19 protein-coding genes and 1 other annotated feature (1 of these 20 cut by a window edge) are annotated in these 21,601 nt (G+C 41.3%); of the genes, 16 read left to right on the forward strand and 3 right to left on the reverse strand.

From position 1 onward, the window contains the following. Positions 1–214, forward strand: a binding site (T-box leader) (it extends 40 nt beyond the left edge of the window). Between the two features lie 55 nt (positions 215–269). From trpE to pflA, 15 genes are all read left to right on the forward strand, one after another. Continuing rightward, positions 270–1,739: an anthranilate synthase component I gene (gene trpE / locus BQ2683_RS05405; RefSeq protein WP_069987906.1), complete on the forward strand. Its 1,470-nt coding sequence runs from the start codon at positions 270–272 to the stop codon at positions 1,737–1,739. A gap of 14 nt (positions 1,740–1,753) precedes the next feature. Beyond that, complete coding sequence (locus tag BQ2683_RS05410; protein ID WP_069987914.1) at positions 1,754–2,317, forward strand: anthranilate synthase component II; 564 nt, start codon at positions 1,754–1,756, stop codon at positions 2,315–2,317. A 2-nt stretch (positions 2,318–2,319) separates the two neighbouring features. Continuing rightward, positions 2,320–3,345: an anthranilate phosphoribosyltransferase gene (gene trpD / locus BQ2683_RS05415; RefSeq protein WP_069987917.1), complete on the forward strand. Its 1,026-nt coding sequence runs from the start codon at positions 2,320–2,322 to the stop codon at positions 3,343–3,345. After that, positions 3,342–4,121 (forward strand): indole-3-glycerol phosphate synthase TrpC, encoded by a 780-nt coding sequence (trpC, locus tag BQ2683_RS05420; RefSeq protein ID WP_069987920.1) that lies wholly within the window; start codon positions 3,342–3,344, stop codon positions 4,119–4,121. Before trpD ends, trpC begins: the two co-directional genes overlap by 4 nt. Then, on the forward strand, positions 4,118–4,735 hold the full coding sequence (locus tag BQ2683_RS05425; protein WP_069987923.1) for a phosphoribosylanthranilate isomerase: 618 nt from the start codon (positions 4,118–4,120) through the stop codon (positions 4,733–4,735). The genes trpC and BQ2683_RS05425 overlap by 4 nt, the downstream gene beginning before the upstream one ends. A 1-nt stretch (position 4,736) precedes the next feature. Then, positions 4,737–5,927 carry a tryptophan synthase subunit beta gene (trpB, locus tag BQ2683_RS05430; protein ID WP_069987927.1) on the forward strand — a complete coding sequence of 397 codons (1,191 nt, stop codon included), beginning with the start codon at positions 4,737–4,739 and terminating at the stop codon, positions 5,925–5,927. Beyond that, positions 5,917–6,711: a tryptophan synthase subunit alpha gene (gene trpA / locus BQ2683_RS05435; protein ID WP_069987930.1), complete on the forward strand. Its 795-nt coding sequence runs from the start codon at positions 5,917–5,919 to the stop codon at positions 6,709–6,711. The genes trpB and trpA overlap by 11 nt, the downstream gene beginning before the upstream one ends. 487 nt (positions 6,712–7,198) lie before the next feature. Continuing rightward, positions 7,199–8,731, forward strand: a complete 1,533-nt coding sequence (rny, locus tag BQ2683_RS05440; RefSeq protein ID WP_235843892.1) for a ribonuclease Y — start codon at positions 7,199–7,201, stop codon at positions 8,729–8,731. Between the two features lie 728 nt (positions 8,732–9,459). Beyond that, positions 9,460–9,978 (forward strand): signal peptidase I, encoded by a 519-nt coding sequence (lepB, locus tag BQ2683_RS05445; RefSeq protein WP_069987933.1) that lies wholly within the window; start codon positions 9,460–9,462, stop codon positions 9,976–9,978. Positions 9,979–9,988: 10 nt separating this feature from the next. Then, positions 9,989–10,852, forward strand: coding sequence for a 16S rRNA (adenine(1518)-N(6)/adenine(1519)-N(6))-dimethyltransferase RsmA (gene rsmA, locus BQ2683_RS05450; RefSeq protein WP_069987936.1), 864 nt, complete (start codon positions 9,989–9,991; stop codon positions 10,850–10,852). Positions 10,853–11,528: 676 nt separating this feature from the next. Next, positions 11,529–12,032 carry a hypothetical protein gene (locus BQ2683_RS05455; protein WP_141720180.1) on the forward strand — a complete coding sequence of 168 codons (504 nt, stop codon included), beginning with the start codon at positions 11,529–11,531 and terminating at the stop codon, positions 12,030–12,032. A gap of 29 nt (positions 12,033–12,061) precedes the next feature. Then, complete coding sequence (locus BQ2683_RS05460; protein WP_141720181.1) at positions 12,062–12,961, forward strand: hypothetical protein; 900 nt, start codon at positions 12,062–12,064, stop codon at positions 12,959–12,961. Positions 12,962–12,986: 25 nt separating this feature from the next. Continuing rightward, positions 12,987–13,928, forward strand: a complete 942-nt coding sequence (locus BQ2683_RS05465) for a hypothetical protein (RefSeq protein WP_069987942.1) — start codon at positions 12,987–12,989, stop codon at positions 13,926–13,928. A gap of 382 nt (positions 13,929–14,310) precedes the next feature. Continuing rightward, positions 14,311–16,524 carry a formate C-acetyltransferase gene (gene pflB, locus BQ2683_RS05470; RefSeq protein ID WP_069987949.1) on the forward strand — a complete coding sequence of 738 codons (2,214 nt, stop codon included), beginning with the start codon at positions 14,311–14,313 and terminating at the stop codon, positions 16,522–16,524. A 111-nt stretch (positions 16,525–16,635) separates the two neighbouring features. Beyond that, a complete protein-coding gene (pflA, locus tag BQ2683_RS05475) occupies positions 16,636–17,364 on the forward strand; it encodes a pyruvate formate-lyase-activating protein (RefSeq protein WP_069987951.1) in 729 nt (242 codons plus the stop codon). A gap of 599 nt (positions 17,365–17,963) precedes the next feature. Here the strand turns inward: pflA and BQ2683_RS05480 are convergent. From BQ2683_RS05480 to fabD, 3 genes are read right to left on the reverse strand one after another with little or no spacing between them, the layout of a single operon-like run. Continuing rightward, positions 17,964–18,467, reverse strand: coding sequence for a shikimate kinase (locus BQ2683_RS05480; RefSeq protein ID WP_076939120.1), 504 nt, complete (start codon positions 18,465–18,467; stop codon positions 17,964–17,966). An 8-nt stretch (positions 18,468–18,475) separates the two neighbouring features. Continuing rightward, on the reverse strand, positions 18,476–19,324 hold the full coding sequence (locus tag BQ2683_RS05485; RefSeq protein WP_069987952.1) for a shikimate dehydrogenase family protein: 849 nt from the start codon (positions 19,322–19,324) through the stop codon (positions 18,476–18,478). A 15-nt stretch (positions 19,325–19,339) separates the two neighbouring features. Continuing rightward, complete coding sequence (fabD, locus tag BQ2683_RS05490; protein ID WP_187118747.1) at positions 19,340–20,263, reverse strand: ACP S-malonyltransferase; 924 nt, start codon at positions 20,261–20,263, stop codon at positions 19,340–19,342. 318 nt (positions 20,264–20,581) lie between these two features. Between fabD and BQ2683_RS05495 the strand changes: the two genes are divergently transcribed. Continuing rightward, a complete protein-coding gene (locus BQ2683_RS05495; RefSeq protein ID WP_069987956.1) occupies positions 20,582–21,580 on the forward strand; it encodes a 3-oxoacyl-ACP synthase III family protein in 999 nt (332 codons plus the stop codon). Positions 21,581–21,601 lie beyond the last annotated feature (21 nt).

Raw genomic sequence — 21,601 nt, forward strand, 5'->3', positions numbered from 1 at the left:
CAGAGAGCCGGCGGTTGCTGCAAGCCGGTATGGATTAGTACAAACGCCGTTGGACTGAGGAGGGCGGGCCGAACACAGTTACTGTAAGTAGCCCCCGACGTATCTCCTACGTTATAGGGAGCGGGATGTGATTGCATCCGCAGAGTGGGTATAGTTATACCAATTAAGGTGGTACCGCAGGTTTTGTATGAGATTACAACAGCTTGTCCTTTTTAACAGAAAAAGGATGGGCTGTTTTTGTTTTTTTCAGGCAATGAGAGGTGACCAGAATGTTTTATCCAACTTATGAACAAGTCAAAAATTTAGCAGAAGATTATCAAATGATCCCAATTATGGCGGAATATTACGCAGATACCGAAACGCCAATTAGTGTGTTCCAAAAGCTGAGGACAGAAACAAATTGTTTTTTACTGGAAAGTGTAGAACAGCACAGCGAACGGGCAAGGTATTCCTTTTTGGGGCGGAATCCATTTTTGGTGTTTGAAAGCCGTGGAAATCAAATAGCTTTGACAACAGAGCAGGGGGAACAGAACTTATCTGGGAACCCGATGGACTATTTACAGCAACTGACCGAACAGTACAAGGCACCAAAACTGGAAAAATCCCCTGGGTTTTGTGGAGGCGCTGTTGGATGCTTTGGATATGACACTATCCGGCTGTTTGAGCGATTGGAAAATCCACCGGAAGATTCCCTCCATTTACCGGATTTAAAGTTTTTGTTTGTGGATGAAGTAATTGCATTTGACCATCAAAAACAAAAGCTGGTGATTATCGTTAACATGCGTACTGGCGGAAACCTACAACGCAGCTATGATATGGCACAACGCCGGATTATTGAGATTAAACAGGAGCTGGACCAGGCGGTATTGCCAAGGAAAAAACAGACAGTGCGCTATCGGGAACAATGCCAGGTGGAAAGTAACATGACCAAACAAGAGTATTGTACCAAAGTGGAAAAGGCAAAAGAATACATCCGCAACGGGGATATTTTCCAGGTGGTATTTGCCCAGCAGTTTAAAATTCAAACTTCGGTCAATCCATTTAACGCTTATCGGGCTTTGCGGGTGATCAATCCCTCCCCCTATATGTATTTCTTTGATTTTGGAGATTATCAGGTGGCAGGCGCTTCCCCAGAACTTCTCGTCCGGGTACAGGATGGAATTGTGACCACCTGTCCCATTGCCGGAAGCCGACCACGGGGCAAGACGGCGCAAGAGGATTTGGAAAACGAAAAAGACCTGGTTGCCGACCCAAAAGAAAATGCGGAACATACCATGTTGGTGGATTTGGGGCGGAATGATATTGGAAAAGTCTCCGAATTTGGCTCGGTCCATGTCAGCAAGTACAAGTACATCCAACGGTTTTCCCATATAATGCATATGACCAGCGATGTACAAGGGAAACTGAGGAAGGATAAAACCCCATTTGACGCACTAGCGTCCGTCCTACCAGCAGGAACGTTATCCGGCGCGCCAAAGGTGAGAGCAATGGAGATCATCGATGAGCTGGAAACCAAACGTCGTGGTTTATATGGTGGGGCGATTGGATACATTGGTTTTGATGGTAATTTTGATAGCTGTATCACCATCCGCACCGGCGTGTTTCAAAATAACACCTGTTATGTAGGCGCTGGCGGCGGGATTGTATATGATTCCAACCCAGAAACAGAGTATCAGGAGTCCGTCAACAAAGCGACTGCTGTGTTCCGTGCAGTAGAAGAAGCGGCTGAAATGGCTTAGGCAGGAGGGTTCTTATGATTTTTATTCTTGATAATTACGATTCTTTTACCTATAATTTATTCCAATATGTTGGAACCATCCAGCCTGATGTAAAGGTAATGCGGAACGATGCGGTGAGCGTGCAGCAGGTATTGGAGATGAAGCCGGAGCGGATTATTATCTCACCTGGACCAGGTTATCCTGCTGATGCGGGAATTTGTATCCCATTAATTCAACAGGCGGGGGAAATCCCCATTTTAGGTGTTTGCTTGGGACATCAGGCGATTGGGGAAGCGTTTGGCGGCAAGATTGTCCATGCGCCACAGGTGATGCACGGCAAGGCAGATGTTGCTACTGTGGACGCTAGCTGTAAGCTGTTCCATGGGTTGCGGTCGGAAGTCCAGGTAGGGAGATACCATTCCCTTGTGATTGCTCCGGAAACTCTGCCAGAAGAATTACAAATTACCGCCCAAACATCCGATGGATGTATTATGGCAGTTCAACATAAAACAAGGCCTGTTTACGGCATCCAGTTCCATCCGGAATCGGTACTAACACCGGATGGCATGCAAATGATCAGAAACTTTTTGGAGGGATAACGATGAAACAAATTTTAAAGAAATTATCATTGGGCGAGAGCTTAACACTGGAAGAAGCAAAGTACGCAATGGATAAAGTGTTAGATAACGGAGCCACTTATGCGCAGATTGGGGCATACCTTTCCTTGCTCCGCCAAAAAGGGGAAACAGTGGAGGAAATCACTGGTTCCGCAATGATGATGAAGGAAAAGGCGATGCACATCAATCCAAAAGTTTCAGATTATATTGATTTTGTAGGAACTGGTGGAGATGGCGTCAACACCTTTAATATTACGACCACCGCCGTATTTATCACAGCAGCGGCTGGGGTTTCGATTGCCAAACACGGAAATCGAGCAGTTACCAGTAAGAGTGGCAGCATCGACCTGTTAGAAAAGCTGGGAATCAATATGGATGTTACCCCAAAACAGGTAGAGGAATGTGTGGACCATACAGGTATGGGCTTTATGTTTGCTCGTAGCTTTAACCCCTGTATGAAAAACGCTTCTGTGGTTAGGAACGAGTTGGGATTCCGTACAATTTTTAATATTTTAGGACCAATTTCCAACCCCTCCAACGCAAAAGGACAGTTGATTGGGGTGTTCGATCCATATATGACCAATACCCTGGCAACTGCTATGCTGACCATGGGGGTTCAGAAAGGGATTGTGGTTTGCTGTAATGGCATTGATGAATTTACCACGATTGGAGAAAATAAAGTTTCTGAAATTAAGGACGGAAAGGTGATCGACTATATGGTGACACCGGAAGTATTCGGGTTCCAGCGTGCTGAAATAGAGGATATCAAAGGAAGTACTCCAGAAGAAAACGCGGAGATTACCAAACGGATTCTCAGCGGGGAAGAACAGGGTGCGAAACTAGATACTGTATTGCTCAACGCTGGAGCTGGAATTTATATTGGAGGAAAAGCCAGCTCGATTGCAGAAGGTGTATTGATGGCGAAAGAACTGGTGGAAACCGGAGCGGCACAACAAAAATTACAGGAATTGATCACCTTTACCAATAGTTTGAAAGGAAATAAATCATGATTTTAGATGAAATTGTGGCGAAAAAGAAAATCCGACTGCAAGAGAGAAAAGCAAAATTTCCTTTGGAACAGTTGAAACAACAGGCACTAAAACTGCAACGGAAACCATTGGATTTCCAACATGCCTTGCGGCAGGAAGGGCTATCAATAATTGCGGAAGTGAAAAAAGCATCTCCCTCCAAAGGGGTAATCCGACCAGACTTCTATCCACAGGCAATTGCGCGGGCGTATTTAAAAGCTGGTGTCCAGGCTATGTCTATTTTGACCGAGGAAGATTTTTTTCAAGGCTCGGATGAGTATTTTAAGCAAATCCGTTCTTTTGCGAATATCCCGTTGTTGCGTAAGGATTTTATCATAGATGAGTATCAGATTTATGAGGCGTATTGCATGGGAGCGGATGCAATCCTGCTAATTGCCGCTATTTTAGATAATACTACCATGAAACGGTTTTATAATATCGCTACTACTTTAGGGATGCACTGCTTAAATGAAGTACACGACCAACAGGAACTGGAACGGGTTCTAAAGTTGGGATTCCCGATTGTAGGAATCAACAACCGCAACCTGAAAACATTTGAAGAAAAGCTGGAAACTACCGGAGAATTGAGAAATAGTATCCCCTCTGACCGGGTGGTGGTTTCGGAAAGCGGTATCCGTACGCCGGAGGATATCCGAAGGATTGCGGAATATCAGGTGGACGGTGTTTTAATCGGGGAAGCATTTATGAGAAATCCGAATGTTACGTTAGCAGTGGAACAGTTGAGAGGATCCCAATGACAAAATTTAAATTATGTGGTTTACGAAGCATAGAGGATATTGAGATTGCAAATCGGTACCATCCCGATTATGTAGGGTTTGTGTTTGCACCAAGCAAACGCCAGGTCACAAAAGAGCAGGCAAAAAAGTTGATTACACAGTTAAATCCTGCTATCTTACCAGTAGGTGTATTTGTCAACACTCCCTTAGAAGAGTTGTTGGAAATTTCTCATACAGCACGGTTAAAAGTAATCCAGTTGCATGGAGAAGAATCGCCAGAACTGATAGAGCAATTAAAACAAAACAGCAGTTGTGAAGTCTGGAAAGCCATCCGGGTAAAAAATGAACAATCTGTAGAAAATATAGAGCGTTACCATGCTGACCGGTATTTGATGGATACCTACCAGCCTGGTGAATATGGAGGAAGCGGAAAGCAGTTTCAGTGGGAGCTAATTCAACATCTTCCAAAGGAGCGCCTGATATTGGCGGGTGGCTTAAACCGAAAAAATTTAATAGAGGCTGTGACAACAGTCCGCCCCTATGCAGTGGATTTGAGCAGCGGGGCAGAAACAGATGGCCATAAAGATGAAAGTAAAGTAAAACAGTTAATTGAGTTGATGAAAGGAGTTTCATAAAATGGGTAACTTAGGAAGATTTGGAGAGTACGGTGGGGTATTCGCGCCGGAAACACTGATGCATGCGTTGCAGCAGTTGGATAATGTGTATGCGGAAGCAATGAAAGATCCAGAGTTTTTGAAAGAACTGGAATTTTATTATAAAGAGTATGCAGGTAGACCTTCCTTGTTGTATTACGCAGAAAAGATGACAAAGGATTTGGGAGGTCCTAAAATTTATTTAAAAAGGGAAGATTTGAACCACACTGGTTCCCATAAAATCAACAATGTACTGGGGCAGGCATTGCTGGCAAAGCGGATGGGCAAAAAGAAAATCATTGCGGAAACCGGGGCAGGGCAGCATGGCGTAGCGGCTGCCACCGCTGCTGCATTGTTTGATATGGAATGTGAAGTGTTTATGGGGAAGGAAGATACGGAACGCCAGGCATTAAATGTGTTCCGGATGGAATTGCTAGGCGCAAAGGTAACCCCTGTTACCGCTGGAACAGCCACATTAAAGGATGCTACTAGCGAGGCGATCCGAGCTTGGGCTGCCCATGCGGACGATACTTTTTATGTATTGGGTTCTGCGGTAGGTCCTCATCCATATCCAACCATTGTTCGGGGATTCCAAAGTGTGATCAGTAAAGAAATCAAACAGCAGTTAAAGGAAAAAGAAGGAAGGCTGCCTGACTGTGTCGTTGCCTGTGTTGGTGGAGGCAGCAATGCGATTGGTACCTTCAGTGAATTTATTGATGAACCATCTGTGAAACTGATTGGTGCAGAAGCAGCTGGAAAAGGAGTGGACACCGAATTACATGCCGCTACCTTTGCAAAAGGGCAGTTGGGGGTATTCCACGGGATGAAATCCCTGTTTTTGCAGGATGACAACGGCGGTATTATGCCAGTTTACTCGATTTCTGCTGGTTTGGACTATCCGGGCGTAGGTCCTCAGCATGCCCATCTATTTAAAACAGGTAGGGCAGAATACTATCCGATTACTGATGATGAAGCGGTTAATGCCTTCCGGTATTTGACCAGGGTAGAGGGGATTATTCCAGCGATTGAAAGTTCCCATGCAGTAGCCCAGGCGATAAAGCTGGCAAAAACAATGACAAAAGACCAGATTATGGTCATCTGTTTATCTGGTCGTGGAGACAAAGATGTGTATTCTGTAGCAAAATATATGGGGGTTGAGCTCAATGAAGAATAGAATTGATTTAAAATTTGAACAGTTAAAGCAAGAGGGGAAAAAAGCGTTTATCCCATTTATCACCGCAGGGGACCCAGATTTGGACACCACTATTGAACTGGTGTTGGAAATGGAGAAGCAGGGGGCTGATTTAGTGGAACTGGGGGTTCCATTTACTGACCCTATGGCGGAAGGTCCTGTCATCCAAGCTGCAAATTTACGTGCATTACAACACGATGTTTGCATTGACCGTTTGTTTGAAATGGTACAAAAACTCCGCCAGTCCAGCCAAATCCCCATTGTATTTTTAATGTACTATAACAGTCTACTTCACTATGGGGCAGAGCCATTTTTTGCTGGCTGTGCCAAAGTGGGTGTAGATGGGATTATTGTTCCCGACCTGCCCTATGAAGAAAGTGACGAGATAGAGGAGTATACCAACAAATACAATGTATATCAAATCAGTTTGGTAGCCCCAACCTCCTTGGAACGAATGAAAGGGATTATCGCTAAATCAAAAGGATTTTTGTACTGTGTTTCCTCCCTTGGGGTTACTGGGATGCGAGACCACATCAACACCGACTTAAACGAATTTTTCCATAACATCCAAACCTATAGTACGATTCCAAATTGTATTGGCTTTGGAATTTCTACACCGGAACTAGCTGCTGAAGTAAAACAGTACTGTGATGGAGTCATTGTAGGCAGTGCGATTGTAAACCGGATTGCCAATGGCAAAACAAAAGAAGAAAAAATCACATCTGTTGGCGAGTTTGTTGGCAATATGTGCAAAGCTGTAAAATAAATTCAACTAATTTGTTGTATTTGTCGATTCCTATCCAAATAAACCTGTATAAATTACACAATTTCTCTTGACATAACATGGTTTCCGTAATAAAATAAAGATATGGTGCGTGTGAAAGACGTATCGTTCCTATTATCGATAGATTTGTGTTTATATTTATAACTGAAACCGACGGTTTGGGACGTCGGGGTTCCTAAATAAAAAATGATGATTCAATTTCAATAAAAGATAACAATCGTATTGTAAACTGTATCACTTTTGTTTAAGTCCGTACACGAGGGTGTCTTGTTATAAAAAATAGAAATAGTTGTTTTCCCAGGGAGTAGTGTTTTTTCTGGGAAAATACTGCTTTATCAAATAGATCGATTGCGTAGTGCGCACCGCTAAAACATTTTGAAAACTATTACAATCCTAATACAGGGTAATCTAACAAAAAGGAGGTTTATTTGATTTGGAAACAGTTTTATGGTGTGTGCTAACCTTTGTTGTGTCAGGCGCGCTTTGTGGCTTTGTTGCCGGTTTTATCTCCTTTAAAAAAGGAATTGCTTACCGCAAACAGGTTGCGGAAGGGGAACTGGGAAATGCAGAAGAACAGGCAAAACGTATTTTAGAAGACGCAAAAAAGGATGCATCCTCCAAAAAGAAAGAAGCATTGATTGAAGCAAAAGACGAAATCCATAAATTACGCTTGGAAGCCGACCGGGATATTAAAGAGCGCCGTAATGAAGCAAACCGTATGGAACGCCGTTTGCAGCAAAAAGAAGAAACACTTGACCGCAAGCTGGATAATTTTGAAAAGAAAGAAGAAATCTTGCAAAACAAAATTAAAACAGCGGATAAAAAACTGGAAGAAGCCGAAGTAATCAAAACCCACCAGATGGAAATGCTGGAGAAAATATCCGGTTTAACAGCAGAACAGGCAAAAAACCAGCTGCTGGAAAGTTTGGATAAAGAACTGGTACATGAAAAGGCTTTAAAAATATCTACTTATGAACAGCAAATCCGGGATGAAGCAGAGGATAAAGCGCGGCAGCTGATCTCTTTAGCGGTATCCCGTTGTGCTGCTGACCATGTGTCAGAAGCAACCGTTTCGGTTGTAAACTTGCCAAATGATGAAATGAAAGGCCGAATTATCGGCCGTGAAGGTAGGAATATCCGTACCTTAGAAACCTTTACCGGAGTTGACCTGATTATTGATGATACCCCTGAAGCAATCACACTTTCTTGTTTTGACCCAGTAAGAAGGGAAATTGCTCGCCAGGCTTTGGAACGCCTGATTGCAGATGGACGTATCCATCCTGCCCGCATTGAAGAAATGGTGGAAAAAGCACGTAGGGATGTTGACCAAACTATCCGTTCGGAAGGGGAACGGGCTGTGATGGAAACCAATGTACATGGTATTCACCACGAACTAGTAAAATTAATTGGTCGTTTGAAATACCGTACCAGCTATGGACAGAATGTATTAAACCATTCGATTGAAGTGGCTCATTTGGCTGGTATGATGGCAAGCGAATTAGGTGTGGACGCAAATACTGCACGTCGTGCCGGCTTGTTGCATGACATTGGTAAAGCGTTGAACCACGAAATTGAAGGGTCCCATGTGGAAATTGGCGTGGATGTATGTAAAAAATACAAAGAAAATCCAGAAGTAATTCACGCAATTGAGGCACATCATGGCGATGTAGAACCAAGAACAGTAATCGCCTGTATTGTACAGGCTGCGGATGCTATTTCCGCTGCACGTCCAGGTGCTCGCCGTGAGAACTTAGAAAATTATATTAAACGTCTGGAAAAACTGGAGGAAATTGCTGACTCCTTTGAAGGGGTAGAACGCTCTTTCGCCATTCAGGCAGGCCGTGAAATCCGTATCATGGTAAAACCAGAAGTGATTAAGGATGATGGCATGATTTTAGTAGCACGTCAGATTGTTCAGCGCATTGAAAATGAACTGGATTATCCTGGGCAGGTAAAAGTAAACCTGATCCGTGAAAGCCGTGCAGTGGATTATGCAAAATAGTATCAAATGGATTAAGTAAATCTAATTTGATTTTATAACAAATAGTATAGAAAAACTGCTGTAAATCGTTACAGCAGTTTTTTTAATGGTGTCTTTTGACGTGGGAAAATCCCCTAGTTTGAGTGGAGAAGAAATAAAAGTAGTGCAAGAATTATAATGACCAGCTTTATGCGAGTTGAAAAGAGGCTGTATGAAAAAGTATAGCGAATGAAAAGCCAGTGCGTGTGATGCAATCATATTATTTAGCTATCCCCTTATAGGGGTTAATTAGAATAGCCCTTTAGGGGCTGTGTAAGACACTGATTCGACTATATTGAGAAAGTTATACTGGAGAAGATGAAAAAAGAAATAAAACGAAACCATATAAACGGATAAAATGATAACGATACAGAACTGAAAATAATGTTGGACTGTTACAGGACTATGGTACGCTTACTTTTTGCTATAAAGCGAAATTAACATTTAAACAATTAGTAATATTTTTGATGTTTATACAAAATAAAACTAAAAGATAAGATTAGAGAAAATTTCTAATGATAAATTAGGATTTAAAAAGTAATGTGTATGAAAAACAATTAATATTTGGTTAACGAGTAAAGTATCCGTATGACATTAATAGAAAAAGGATTTGAAAATACATCAAAAATTTGGTATGATAGAGTTATCCAATGAGAAATTGTAAGATCTAGTTTAAAGGTTGATTTATAATCCAGAAAAGAGGGATTCTTTTGACAAAAGAAACCAAAAAAAATATATTGAGTTGGGTGATTACCATTGGTGCAGCGGTATTAGCCGCAATCATCTTAAATAGTTTTATTATTTTAAATGTTTCCATACCTTCTTCATCTATGGAACCTACCATTTCAAAAGGGGATCGTCTGATAGGCTTTCGGCTGGCATACCTGACTTCTGACCCTCAACAGGGGGATATTGTGATTTTCAAATATCCAGATGATGAAAAGCAAAAGTTTATTAAACGGATTATTGGTACACCAGGAGATACTGTGGAAGGGATTGACGGCGTTGTTTATGTCAATGGGGAAGCCCTCAATCCAGATTATACGGATATCGTCATACAGGAGGATTTTGGACCGTTTGAAGTACCAGAGGATTCCTATTTTATGATGGGGGACAATCGGAATGACTCCTTAGACTCCCGCTATTGGAAAAATACATTTGTGAAACGGGATAAAATTCTTGGGAAAGCAGAATTTACCTTTTTCCCAAAAATAGAGTGGCTCGGATAAGGAGGAATAGATGGAAAATCTATCCAATATTTCAACAATTAAAGCAATATTAACCAAACATGGTTTTACATTCTCCAAATCATTGGGGCAAAATTTTTTGGTAAACCCCAGTGTGTGCCCTAGGATTGCGGAACAAGGAGGCGCTAAACAAGGTGTCGGCGTAATTGAGGTTGGAACGGGGATCGGTGTCTTAACCAGTGAATTGGCGCAACGGGCTGATAAAGTGGTTGCGGTGGAAATTGACCAGCGGCTGTTACCGGTTTTAGAGGAAACCTTATCTGATTATCATAATATCAAAATCATCAACCAGGATATTTTAAAGGTAGACCTCCACAAATTGATCCAGGAAGAATTCGCAGGGATGCAGGTTGTGGTATGCGCTAACCTTCCTTATTATATTACCTCTCCTGTTATTATGTATTTGTTGGAAAGTAGGTTGCCAATTGATGCTGTTACCGTGATGGTGCAAAAAGAGGCTGCCATCCGTATTTGTGCCCAGCCTGGAACCAGGGATGTAGGTGCTGTTAGCTTGGCAGTGCGTTATTTTAGCGAACCCCGTATTTTGTTCCAGGTATCCAGAGGAAGTTTTATGCCTGCGCCTAATGTAGATAGCTGCGTTATCCGGCTGGATATTAAAAAAGAAACGCCACAGAATATACTGGATGAAAAGCTGTTTTTCCGTTTGGTAAAAGCGGCGTTTTCCCAGCGAAGAAAAACTTTGGTGAACCCAGTATCCGGCAGTTTAGGGGTGGGCAAACCCCGGTTAAAACAATTGATGGAGGAATCCGGAATAAAATCTACTGCCCGTGCGGAAGAATTGACGATGGAACAGTTTATCCAGCTTGCAAACGGGATTACAATGTTGAAAAAATAATAAAACGAATAAGCGCAAAAACCCTCTATGGTAGGATCGTACTGCCCCATATTGTGCAGACAGTACAAAAAAGACCCGTGGTGTAGGAATATTAAGTTTTAGTAGGAATGGCACAGTGTGAGCGGCACTACTCCTGTTTTAATTTGGATGCGTTCGTGGTTGTAGAAATGGATATATTGGTCAATTATTTCTCTCTGACTTTTTCCTGCCTGAATTATTTCCTCGATTTCTGGTAATATTTCCTGCACGTGCGTGTAATTTCCTTTTTGTACAGTTAAGCTCCCTGATGTATCTATTTTCCTACATCAGGGGGCTTTTGTCTATTATCCGTTTTTGCTGGATCTATTCAATCCTACCATAGAAGGTTTTTATGATATCAATCAATGTAAAGATATGTTAGGGTTTTTACTGTAAAAGGAGAAATGTTATTTTAAGAAGGACGCAAAACAAGGAATAGTATTTCATTTTATGTATTAGAAAAATCACAATAGAAACCAGATAATCAATAGTTCACACAAAAAATAAAAGGATATTCTCTCCATAGTAGCACGAATCTCTTTTGAAATATCTAGTAGTATGTTGATTTCGCAAAAATATTTTGGTGATTTTTGTCGATTTACTATATAGCTATTTGTTATCCCTTATGCTACAATAAAAGCAGGAAAAGGAGGCATTTATGATGAAAAAGAGTTTAAAAGTAGGAGTATTTGTTTTATGTTGTGTTATGGTGACCCTTTGTCTAACTGGATGTGTTTTTGGCAATGTTAATCAAACCCTTACTCTAGGCGGGGAATACGCATTGTTGCTGAATAATGGTTCTTGGTATGATGAACAGGGAAATCTGGTTTTACAATTGGACGAATACCGTGGATGTACGATTGCGGGTGACCAGGAAATCTATCGAGGCGGATTTTTTGTGGATACTGATTTTACCTGTTATATTGAAGATGATACTGTGGTACCAGAAACGACAGAATCAACAGGAAATGGGTTGTTAGTGTTTAATTTAAACGATGGGCCTCATGTTTATGAATGGACGGACAAATTAAGTTCTGATTCCGAAACCTGGCATTTTGAAATTGGCTCAAAACAAAATGAGAATATTTTGTATTGGGAAGGAAAAATTTTGCATCAGGAGGTAGAGGGAACAGACGATAATGTTCCTACTTTGGGGATATAACAATTGATTTTTCTAAGCTGGTAACAGTTGTGAAAAGATGGATGTTGGTATGGATATGTGTTATGCTTGCCGTTTTGTTTGAATTACCAGCATTTGCGGAAGAACCAATATTAAAGTGGAATGAATCCGGATTTTTATCCTTAATGAAATCTCAGGACTTTGCGGAAATTTCTGCATTGGAAGAGGATATTTTGGAAGAAATCAGTGATAATTTGCCGGGGCTGGAGGATGTGGAAAAATCCGATATTGTTCCGGAATTGATTGATTATGAAAACGCCTATTGCTGTTTTGTTATGTCTGACCCATTTCTTTTAGGAGAGTTTTCCACAGAAGATTGGATACGAGAACTGCGTTATACCACTCATATTTGGATGATTCCAATCTGTTGTAAGGGGTTTCGGATTACAATCCAGTGTTTTCCAAGGGATTATCCTTTTTTAGCGGATAGCGAAAAGGAAAAGATGGAGAAATCAGGGAGAAGCTGGGTGGTTGGTGAATTCGCGTTAAACTATGTGCGGTATTCATCAGGTATGGATGTAGCGGAAGAATTTCAGATGCGTTCCAGATGGTATGGCGTTGATCCAAACCAGCCAAAATTATTATTTTATGGCGCAGAAAAACGAACTGGAACATTGGGTGTGACAGTGGAAAACAATCAATTATCCCAAGGAATTTTGTTAGATGGTTCTTACCCTATCGGGTCGGAGTATGTAAGGTTTGGACAAGGATCGGTGAGGGAATATCAAATTGGAAAATTTTATGATTTTTCGGAGATGGCAAAAAGATTTCAACAGGTAAAAGCAGAGAAGCAGGATTTTCCCCATTTGAATAGTATCTCGTATGTTCAAATCCTTTTGCTCGTGTTAGTTGGGATTGTTTCGGTTTTGGTAGCGGTGTGTATCATCCGTTTTAAATTAACATGTGAGTGACCTTTATGGACAAGAAGGTGGTCGTATGAAAAAGATTTTATCCTGCTTATCTTGTATGCTACTGCTGTTTTCTATCCTAACAGCGTGTTCATCCGATGTGGAAACAAGGGAACTGGTATGGAATGAAAATGGATATGAATCATTGCTTCAAGCAGAAGAATTTGAGAAAATACAAAAGCTTTCAGGGAGTATCTTAAGTGAAACCCGTACCATTATCCGTTCCAGCAATTTAGATATCACCGTTGAAAAAGAAAATATTCATTTTAAATTGGCATACAAATCTTATATGGTAAATCCATTAAAACTAGAGGATTTGGAGCAGGAGTTGCCTCGTGCGGAATATGCTTGGAATATTCCGGTTCTCACCGATAATGGGCATTTTATTGTGAGCTGTCGTTTGAACCGAAAATTAAACACAAATAGCAAAGGGCTGTTGACCGATTCCTCCCTCCGCATAATTGCCAATCAGGAAGTCCGCTGGCAGACCTCATTATCGTATTATTATCCAAACGCTTCCAAATTACCAACGGAAATACTGGATGACGCTTTGATCAATACGAATTTCGATCAGAGGGTACATAAAATATTTTTTGGCGATTGTAATAAGATGAGAGGATTGTATAGCCTCGTTTTACAGGATAAAAAACCTGTTTATATGGTTCCAATTAAAGATTTTAGTGTAAGCGGTATAGAAAAAATATCAGGAGATATGAAATCAGCCGGTGATTTTATAGATGGACAGCGCTATACCTATAAGGACTTTGCGGAACGGATAAACCGCGTAAAAGAACATAAGCACGTTTTCCCTTACGGAGGAGAACCTGGATTAATTACGAACCCAACCAGGCCGAAATTTTTAGAAGGCATTAAACCGGAAGGAATTGTGTTACTGGTTATTATAGCGGCGTTTGTTCTCACAACAGGAGGGTTATTGATTTACCAGAAGGTAAAAGATAGGGTTCGATAATAGAAGGGCGATGTTGATTCGCCCTTATTTTGATAGGAATTGATCATAATAGACTTGTTATTTCCAAAAAAAATAAATGGAAACAAAGATTTGGAAACAAAAATTATTTTTGTTTTTTTGAGAAAAAGAGAAAAATTTATTTGATAAAGAAATAAATTCTTGGTTTATTTATGAAAAAATGTTTTATTGCAATGTTAGGAATGATTCCTATATAATATATACAAAATAAGTATAGTTTGTTGCAGAAAGTTTGGCGTACAATTGTTTGACATTATTCCCTTGGTTTGTTAAGATATTAATGCGAGATAAAGGATGGACGGAATAGTTCTTTATCGAAGGAAAGTGAACAAAGGCAGTCATACAAAAACAGGAGGGAAAATACATGGATTTTGTAACAGGAAAATGGAACAAAGAAATCAATGTACGTGACTTTATTGTAAGAAACTACACACCATATGATGGTGATGATAGCTTTCTGGTTGGACCAACCGAAAAAACAAAAGACCTCTGGCAAGAAGTAACCGATTTAATGAAAAAAGAGCGGGAAGCCGGCGGCGTATTGGATATTGACGAAAAAACAATCTCCGCTATTGACGCATATGCTCCAGGCTATATTGATAAAAACCTGGAAACAATTGTTGGCTTGCAGACTAACGAGCCTTTAAAACGTGCGATTATGCCTTACGGTGGGATCCGTATGGTGGAAACTTCCTTAAAAGCATACGGCAAAGAGATGGATCCAAAGGTTGCCCGTGTATTTAAACACAGAAAAACCCATAACGACGGTGTATTCGATGTTTATACCGATGAAATGAGGGCAGCTCGCCACTGTGCGATTATTACTGGTTTACCAGACGCATACGGCCGTGGAAGAATTATTGGCGACTACCGCCGTGTTGCTTTGTATGGGATTGACAAGTTAATCGAAGAAAAGAAAATCGCGAAGAAAAACTTTGCTTTTGACTATATGGACAGCCCAACCATCCGTCAAAGGGAAGAACTTTCTGAACAAATCCGTGCTTTGGAAGCAATGAAGAGCATGGCTGCAAGATATGGCTGTGATATCTCCAAACCTGCTACCAACACACAGGAAGCAATTCAGGCGGTATACTTTGGCTACTTGGCAGCAGTAAAAGACCAGAACGGCGCTGCAATGTCCCTAGGTCGTGTATCTACCTTCTTGGATATTTACGCGGAAGAAGATTTGAAAAACGGTACCTTTACCGAAGCACAAATCCAGGAATTTGTTGACCACTTTATTATGAAGCTGAGAATGGTCCGCTTCCTGAGAACCCCTGAATACGATGAACTGTTCAGCGGAGATCCAACCTGGGTAACAGAATCCATTGGCGGTATGTGCAATGATGGACGCCACATGGTAACAAAAATGTCCTTCCGTTTCTTACACACTCTGATTAACTTGGGCCCAGCTCCAGAACCAAACCTGACTGTCCTGTGGTCCGAACGTTTACCAGAAAACTTCAAAAAATACGCGGCTAAAATTTCCATTGAAACTTCCGCGATCCAATATGAAAACGATGACATCATGCGAGATAAATACGGCGATGATTATGGTATTGCGTGTTGTGTATCCGCTATGAGAATCGGAAAACAGATGCAGTTCTTCGGCGCCCGTTGTAACCTGGCAAAAGCATTGCTGTACGCGTTAAACGGCGGTAAAGATGAACGTTATAACATGCAGGTTGCTCCAGAAATCGCTCCAGTTGGGGACGGCCCACTGAATTACGATGAAGTAATCCGTAAATTTGACTTTATCACCAGCTGGCTGGCAAAATTGTATATCAATACCCTGAATGTTATCCATTACATGCATGATAAATATTGCTATGAAAAAGCGCAGATGGCATTGCACGATGAAACTATTCTGAGGACAATGGCAGGCGGTATCGCAGGTTTATCCGTAGTAGCAGATAGCTTGTCCGCTATTAAATACGCAAAGGTTACCCCAGTTCGCAATGAAGACGGTTTAATCACCGAATTTAAAATTGAAGGCGATTATCCGAAATTCGGAAACAACGATGAACGTGTAGATGAAATTGCGGTTCAAGTGGTAAAAAGCTTCATGACAAAACTGAGAAAACACAGCACCTACCGTGAATCTGTTCCAACCATGTCCATCCTCACCATTACTTCCAACGTGGTATATGGTAAGAAAACTGGTTCCACACCAGATGGACGTATCGCAGGGGAACCATTTGCCCCAGGTGCAAATCCAATGCATGGCAGAGACACCAACGGCTGTGTTGCTTCGATGAAATCCGTTGCAAAACTTCCATATGACTATTCAGAAGATGGAATTTCTTATACCTTCTCAATTGTACCAGGTGCTTTGGGTAAGGAATTAGATCAGCAGGAAAATAATCTAGTAACCCTGTTGGATGGATATTTTGCGGATGAAGGGCACCATATTAATGTCAATGTAATGAACCGTGAGGTTCTGTTGGACGCTATGGATCACCCAGAAAAATATCCTCAGCTGACCATCCGTGTATCCGGCTACGCAGTAAACTTTATTAAACTGACCAGGGAACAGCAATTGGATGTTATCAACAGAACATTCCATGACCGTTTCTAATCTGCTTAGAATAAGATGATATTGTAGTGATGATCCTGCGCAAGATGCGTGGGATCATTCGTTTGTAAGGGAAAGTCAACCAATTTGGTGTAGTATAATCGGGAGGTAAACATGGCTGGTAAAATTGGAAGAATCCATTCGGTAGAAAGTTTTGGCGCAGTAGATGGTCCCGGCATCCGTTTTATTGTATTTATGCAGGGATGCCCATTGCGATGTAAATTCTGCCACAATCCGGATACCTGGAACCCAAAGGACGGAACGGAAATTGATACAGAAACCTTGGCAAACCAAATAGAATCCTACCGCAATTTTATTAAAAAAGGTGGGGTTACGGTATCCGGTGGGGAACCCTTATTACAGACTGAATTTGTTGCTGACCTATTAAAGCGATGTAAAGAGAAAGGATTCCACACTGCCATTGATACTTCTGGAGGAATCCCTCTGGAGAAAGCGCTGCCAGCATTGGAACAGACAGATATGCTGCTGTTGGACATGAAGGATATTGATACCGACGGCGCAAAAGAGCTGACTGGTATGGGAAATGAAAACGCTAAAGCTATTTTGGAATACTGCCAGGAGCATGGCAAACAGGTATGGCTGCGCCATGTGGTTGTCCCAGGTTACACATTGGATCGTGATAAACTGGAACGATTGGCTGATTTTGCGAAAGCTTATTCCTGCATCGAAAAAGTGGAGCTGCTGCCATTTCACAAGATGGGGGAATATAAATGGAAAGAATTGAGGGAGCCTTATTCCTTGGGAGATACACAGGAACCAACCAAAGAAGAAATGACGTGGGTAAAAGAGATTTTTACCTCCCGTGGATTGCAACTAAACTAAATCAACAAAACCCCTTTCACACAAGATTATCTGTGGAAGGGGTTTTGTTGATTTTTTATGAAAGAAAATTTAAAGTAGAGAAAGCGATAAAAACTTTTTTATAAAAACGAATAGATATGGCGCTGGGGTTTTATGGGCATTTTGTTACAAGTATGATTCGTGTTAATCCAATAACAAAATAATGGAAAAATAAATCTCTCCCATGCGATAAATGATTTTAAAAATGATGTCATTCAGCACTTACCAAAACCCTAAATAGTTCCGAAATATTTCCTTTCGAGGAAAGCAGTTGGAATCCGTTTTTTTATTGTTACGGTCTTATCAAAAAAATTTTATCTGTCGATGAGAATAAAATCTTTCACTTTAAACGTGGAGTAAAGTAGGAGCTAATAGGAATCGTCTGGAAATAGAACAATTTTATAGAAACGGAAATTTCTATATTGATTGCGCGACAAGCGAGGTAAGTAATATGTTGAGGGAGGATTACCCATAGGATATCTTTGGAGTATTGAATCCTTTCTATATAGCATGATCCCACCAAAATAACAAAAAACCTATTATCAGATAAGGGATACCTGATAATAGGAAGAAAAGCAGTATTACCGGTTATATAACTGGAGAATCCGGTTGGCGATCATCAGAGGGGAATCAGAGGCATCAATCGTATAACTGGAATTTTTTTGATAGAGTGGATAACGTGTTTGATATAGTTCCAATAGTTCTTCCTTGGTGCGGGAATGGGCGTTAGGACGATTGGAATCTCCTGCAATCCTATGATAACAATCCTCAAAAGGCGCATCTAGAAACAAGACAATTCCATTTTGTTTTGCCAGCGTACCATTCTGTTCTATTGTCATAGCGCCGCCACCTGTAGCAACGACTAAGTTTCCTTGATGAGATAGCTCCCGAATAGCTTCTGTTTCGTATTGGCGGAAAGTCTGTTCCCCAAATTGGGCAAAAATCTGTGGTATAGTGAGGTGATGCTTTTTTTCGATATAATCATCCATATCCACAAAGCTTCGCCCCATCATCTTGGAGAGTTTCACGCCAATAGTAGTTTTTCCGCATCCCATAAATCCACATAAGTAAATTGTTTTTGCCATAATATCATTTAGTCACCAAACTGGGCTGTGACCATTTCCTCCATCTCTGCAACCAATGCCTGAATATCCTGTTTGGAATAGCTGGCGTCCTCCCAAATTTCGTGGGAAACAGCCGCCTGCCACACCAACATGTTCATGCCACCCATGACTTTTGCTCCATTGGCTTTTGCCAGTTTCATCAATTGAGTTTCCCGTGGGTTGTAAATCGCATCAAATAGGAATGCTGTATTTCCTGCAACTTCTGGAGAAACGGGAGATTCGTCGTTATGGGGATACATACCACTGGGGGTCGCATTCAAAATCAAGTCGTATTTTCCAGTAACCGCCTGCAAAGAAGTGATGTGTACAGAGGATTCTGGAGAAAGTAATTTGATATTATTATAAGTATTTTCCGCTTTTTCATAGGAAGATTCCCTGACAGCAATCGTCAAATCGCCCCCAGCCAAAGCGGTTTCGATTGCCATCATCCTACCAGCACCACCGCAACCTAATAGTAGGACTTTTCCAGTTAAATCAGTGCCCAACATTTCGATGGAACGGAGAAAACCGGTTACATCGGTATTATAGCCAATATTTTTTTCACCACATTTTACAACATTAACCGCCCCATACCGTTTGGCAGAAAGGTCTAGCTGATCCAAATGGCGTAACATTTTAATTTTATATGGGATTGTAATATTAAATCCATTGAGCTGGAAGAGTTGGTCCGCTACATCGTCAAATTTTTCTAGAGGGATATCCTGAGCAATATAATCCGCATTCAGGTTACCGGATAATTCAAATAAACGCTTATGGATCGGTGGGGACATGGTATGTCCCAAAGGGTGCCCTATTAAAGCGTAATGTTGTGTTGACATAAACTGATCGCCGCCTTATTGAAGTTTTGCCAAAGCTGCTTCCACCGTTTTTTTGTTTTCCACATTCACAGCAGTGACATCTTTTAAAGTCTTTTTCACAAGCCCTGTCAGGACTTTGTTTGGACCTAATTCTACATAGTTTTCAAAGCCAGCTTGTTGGAGAGCGTTTAATTCTTTCACAAACTGTACTGGGGAAACCAGATGGGAAGCCAGATAGCTTGGCATATCAGAAAAGTCTTCCAATTTAGCACCTGTTAGGTTTGCGTAAAAATCAATTGCGGGGGTATGGAAAGAAATACCGGAGATTGCCTGTTTAAAACGATCTGCAGCTGGTTGCATGAGCTTGGAATGGAACGCTGCATTAACATTTAGTTTTGCGGCACGGCGTGCTTTACCCTCAAAAGCAGCTACAGCAGCTTCTACTGCTGGGGTTTCTCCAGCAATGACCGTTTGAGCAGGGCTGTTATAATTAACTGGTACCACGTAGCCATCAATGGATGCACAGATCTCCGCAATGGTATCGCTGTCCAATCCTAAGATTGCATACATGCTGCCATCCTGATGTTCCGCACATTCTTGCATGGCGGCAGCACGTTCTTTGATGACACGGAATCCATCTTCCAAGGACAGCATTCCGCTTGCTACCATAGCGGCGTATTCCCCCAAAGAATGGCCTGCAACCGCTTCAAATGGGATACCTTCGTTTTCCATTAATTCCAATACTGCAAGGGATGTTGCCATGATAGCTGGCTGCGCCACGCCGGTTTTTGCCAGTTCAGCTTCTTCCCCGTCAAAGCAGATTTTTGCTAAATCAAACCCTAAAATATCGCTTGCACATTCATAAATCTGCAAGCTGGCGGGATTCATTTCACAGATTTCTTTTCCCATGCCAGAGTATTGGGAACCTTGGCCGGAAAACAGGTAAACAGTTTTTTTCATAAGCGTTTCCTCCCTTATAGCTGCTTTACAATCATCCTGTTATAAGATAGACAATATAGCGAAAATATGAAAAAACAATGAACTAATCACCGCTATGATGTGAACGCAGTGTTAAAGATAGAACACGTTTTACCAAAAGTACCCTAATTTTATTGACAAAGCAGCAAGTTGCTAATATGATTATAATTGAGATTTATTATAAGTAATCCAGTTGAATAAAATTTTAACATACATAGGGCAAAAATTGCAAGTGGATTTTCATATAAATTGATTATATAATAGATAATATTTTGATTGTTAGAATTGGAGGATAAAATTTTGACAGGAATTAAGCTAATTGGTACTGGTATGTATATTCCAGAAACAGTGGCCACCAATGAAGATTTTACCAAAATTGTAGACACATCAGACGAATGGATCACAAAACGAACAGGAATTAAAGAGCGCCATCCATCCAATGGGGAACCAACCTGGTATATGGGTGTACAGGCAGCGAAACAGGCAATGGAGGACGCTGGCGTTACACCGGATGAGATTGATATGGTAATTTCCACTAGTGTAACAGGGGATTACTATACGCCTTCTACTGCGAATATCATGCAGGGAAAACTGGGAATTCACAAGGCGTTTAGCATTGATATTAACTGTGCGTGTGCAGGGTTTGTTTATGGCTTTGACATGGCACAGCGATATATTGCCATGGATGACGATGTAAAAACTGTATTGATTATCAGTTCTGAGAATATTACCAAATTAGTGGATTATGAAGATCGTTCCACCTGTGTACTATTTGGGGATGGTGCTGGCGCGGCAGTAGTAACAGCAGGACCAAACCGCTGCTACACTTATTTGGAATGTGAAGCCCAGGACGCAAACAAGATTTATGCCCAGAATGCCCGTCCAGGCAATGCATTTACCACCCAGGAAGGCAGGGAAAAATATCTGGATTTATTCCCACAGGGAAGGGAACATTATATGCACATGGATGGACGGGATGTTTATAAATTTGCCACCCGTGCTATGCCAGAAGGGTTACACAAGGCATGCGAAAAAGCCGGTATAAAAGTAGAGGACTTGGCATTGATTATACCCCATCAGGCAAATTACCGCATCATCGAAACAGCGGCGAAAAACTTGGGGTTGAGTATGGACCATTTTTATTTGAATATTGATCGATATGGTAATATTTCTAGCGCATGTATCCCTGTTTGTTTAAATGAGTTAAAACGTGCAGGCCGTCTAAAAGAGGGGGATAAAATCGCCCTGGTAGGCTTTGGAGCTGGTCTGGTTTACGGTGCAACTGTATTTACAATATAATTTCCGTTACACCGAAAGACG

This window comes from Massilioclostridium coli, from assembly GCF_900095865.1.
Classification (GTDB): domain Bacteria; phylum Bacillota; class Clostridia; order Oscillospirales; family Ruminococcaceae; genus Massilioclostridium; species Massilioclostridium facile.

What these genes read in the sequence shown, in the direction of transcription:
- trpE (WP_069987906.1), top strand. Translation starts at nt 270, where the DNA reads ATGTTTTATCCAACTTATGAACAAGTCAAAAATTTAGCAGAAGATTAT.
- BQ2683_RS05410 (WP_069987914.1), top strand. Translation starts at nt 1,754, where the DNA reads ATGATTTTTATTCTTGATAATTACGATTCTTTTACCTATAATTTATTC.
- trpD (WP_069987917.1), top strand. Translation starts at nt 2,320, where the DNA reads ATGAAACAAATTTTAAAGAAATTATCATTGGGCGAGAGCTTAACACTG.
- trpC (WP_069987920.1), top strand. Translation starts at nt 3,342, where the DNA reads ATGATTTTAGATGAAATTGTGGCGAAAAAGAAAATCCGACTGCAAGAG.
- BQ2683_RS05425 (WP_069987923.1), top strand. Translation starts at nt 4,118, where the DNA reads ATGACAAAATTTAAATTATGTGGTTTACGAAGCATAGAGGATATTGAG.
- trpB (WP_069987927.1), top strand. Translation starts at nt 4,737, where the DNA reads ATGGGTAACTTAGGAAGATTTGGAGAGTACGGTGGGGTATTCGCGCCG.
- trpA (WP_069987930.1), top strand. Translation starts at nt 5,917, where the DNA reads ATGAAGAATAGAATTGATTTAAAATTTGAACAGTTAAAGCAAGAGGGG.
- rsmA (WP_069987936.1), top strand. Translation starts at nt 9,989, where the DNA reads ATGGAAAATCTATCCAATATTTCAACAATTAAAGCAATATTAACCAAA.
- BQ2683_RS05455 (WP_141720180.1), top strand. Translation starts at nt 11,529, where the DNA reads ATGATGAAAAAGAGTTTAAAAGTAGGAGTATTTGTTTTATGTTGTGTT.
- BQ2683_RS05465 (WP_069987942.1), top strand. Translation starts at nt 12,987, where the DNA reads ATGAAAAAGATTTTATCCTGCTTATCTTGTATGCTACTGCTGTTTTCT.
- pflB (WP_069987949.1), top strand. Translation starts at nt 14,311, where the DNA reads ATGGATTTTGTAACAGGAAAATGGAACAAAGAAATCAATGTACGTGAC.
- pflA (WP_069987951.1), top strand. Translation starts at nt 16,636, where the DNA reads ATGGCTGGTAAAATTGGAAGAATCCATTCGGTAGAAAGTTTTGGCGCA.
- BQ2683_RS05480 (WP_076939120.1), bottom strand. Translation starts at nt 18,467, where the DNA reads ATGGCAAAAACAATTTACTTATGTGGATTTATGGGATGCGGAAAAACT.
- BQ2683_RS05485 (WP_069987952.1), bottom strand. Translation starts at nt 19,324, where the DNA reads ATGTCAACACAACATTACGCTTTAATAGGGCACCCTTTGGGACATACC.
- fabD (WP_187118747.1), bottom strand. Translation starts at nt 20,263, where the DNA reads ATGAAAAAAACTGTTTACCTGTTTTCCGGCCAAGGTTCCCAATACTCT.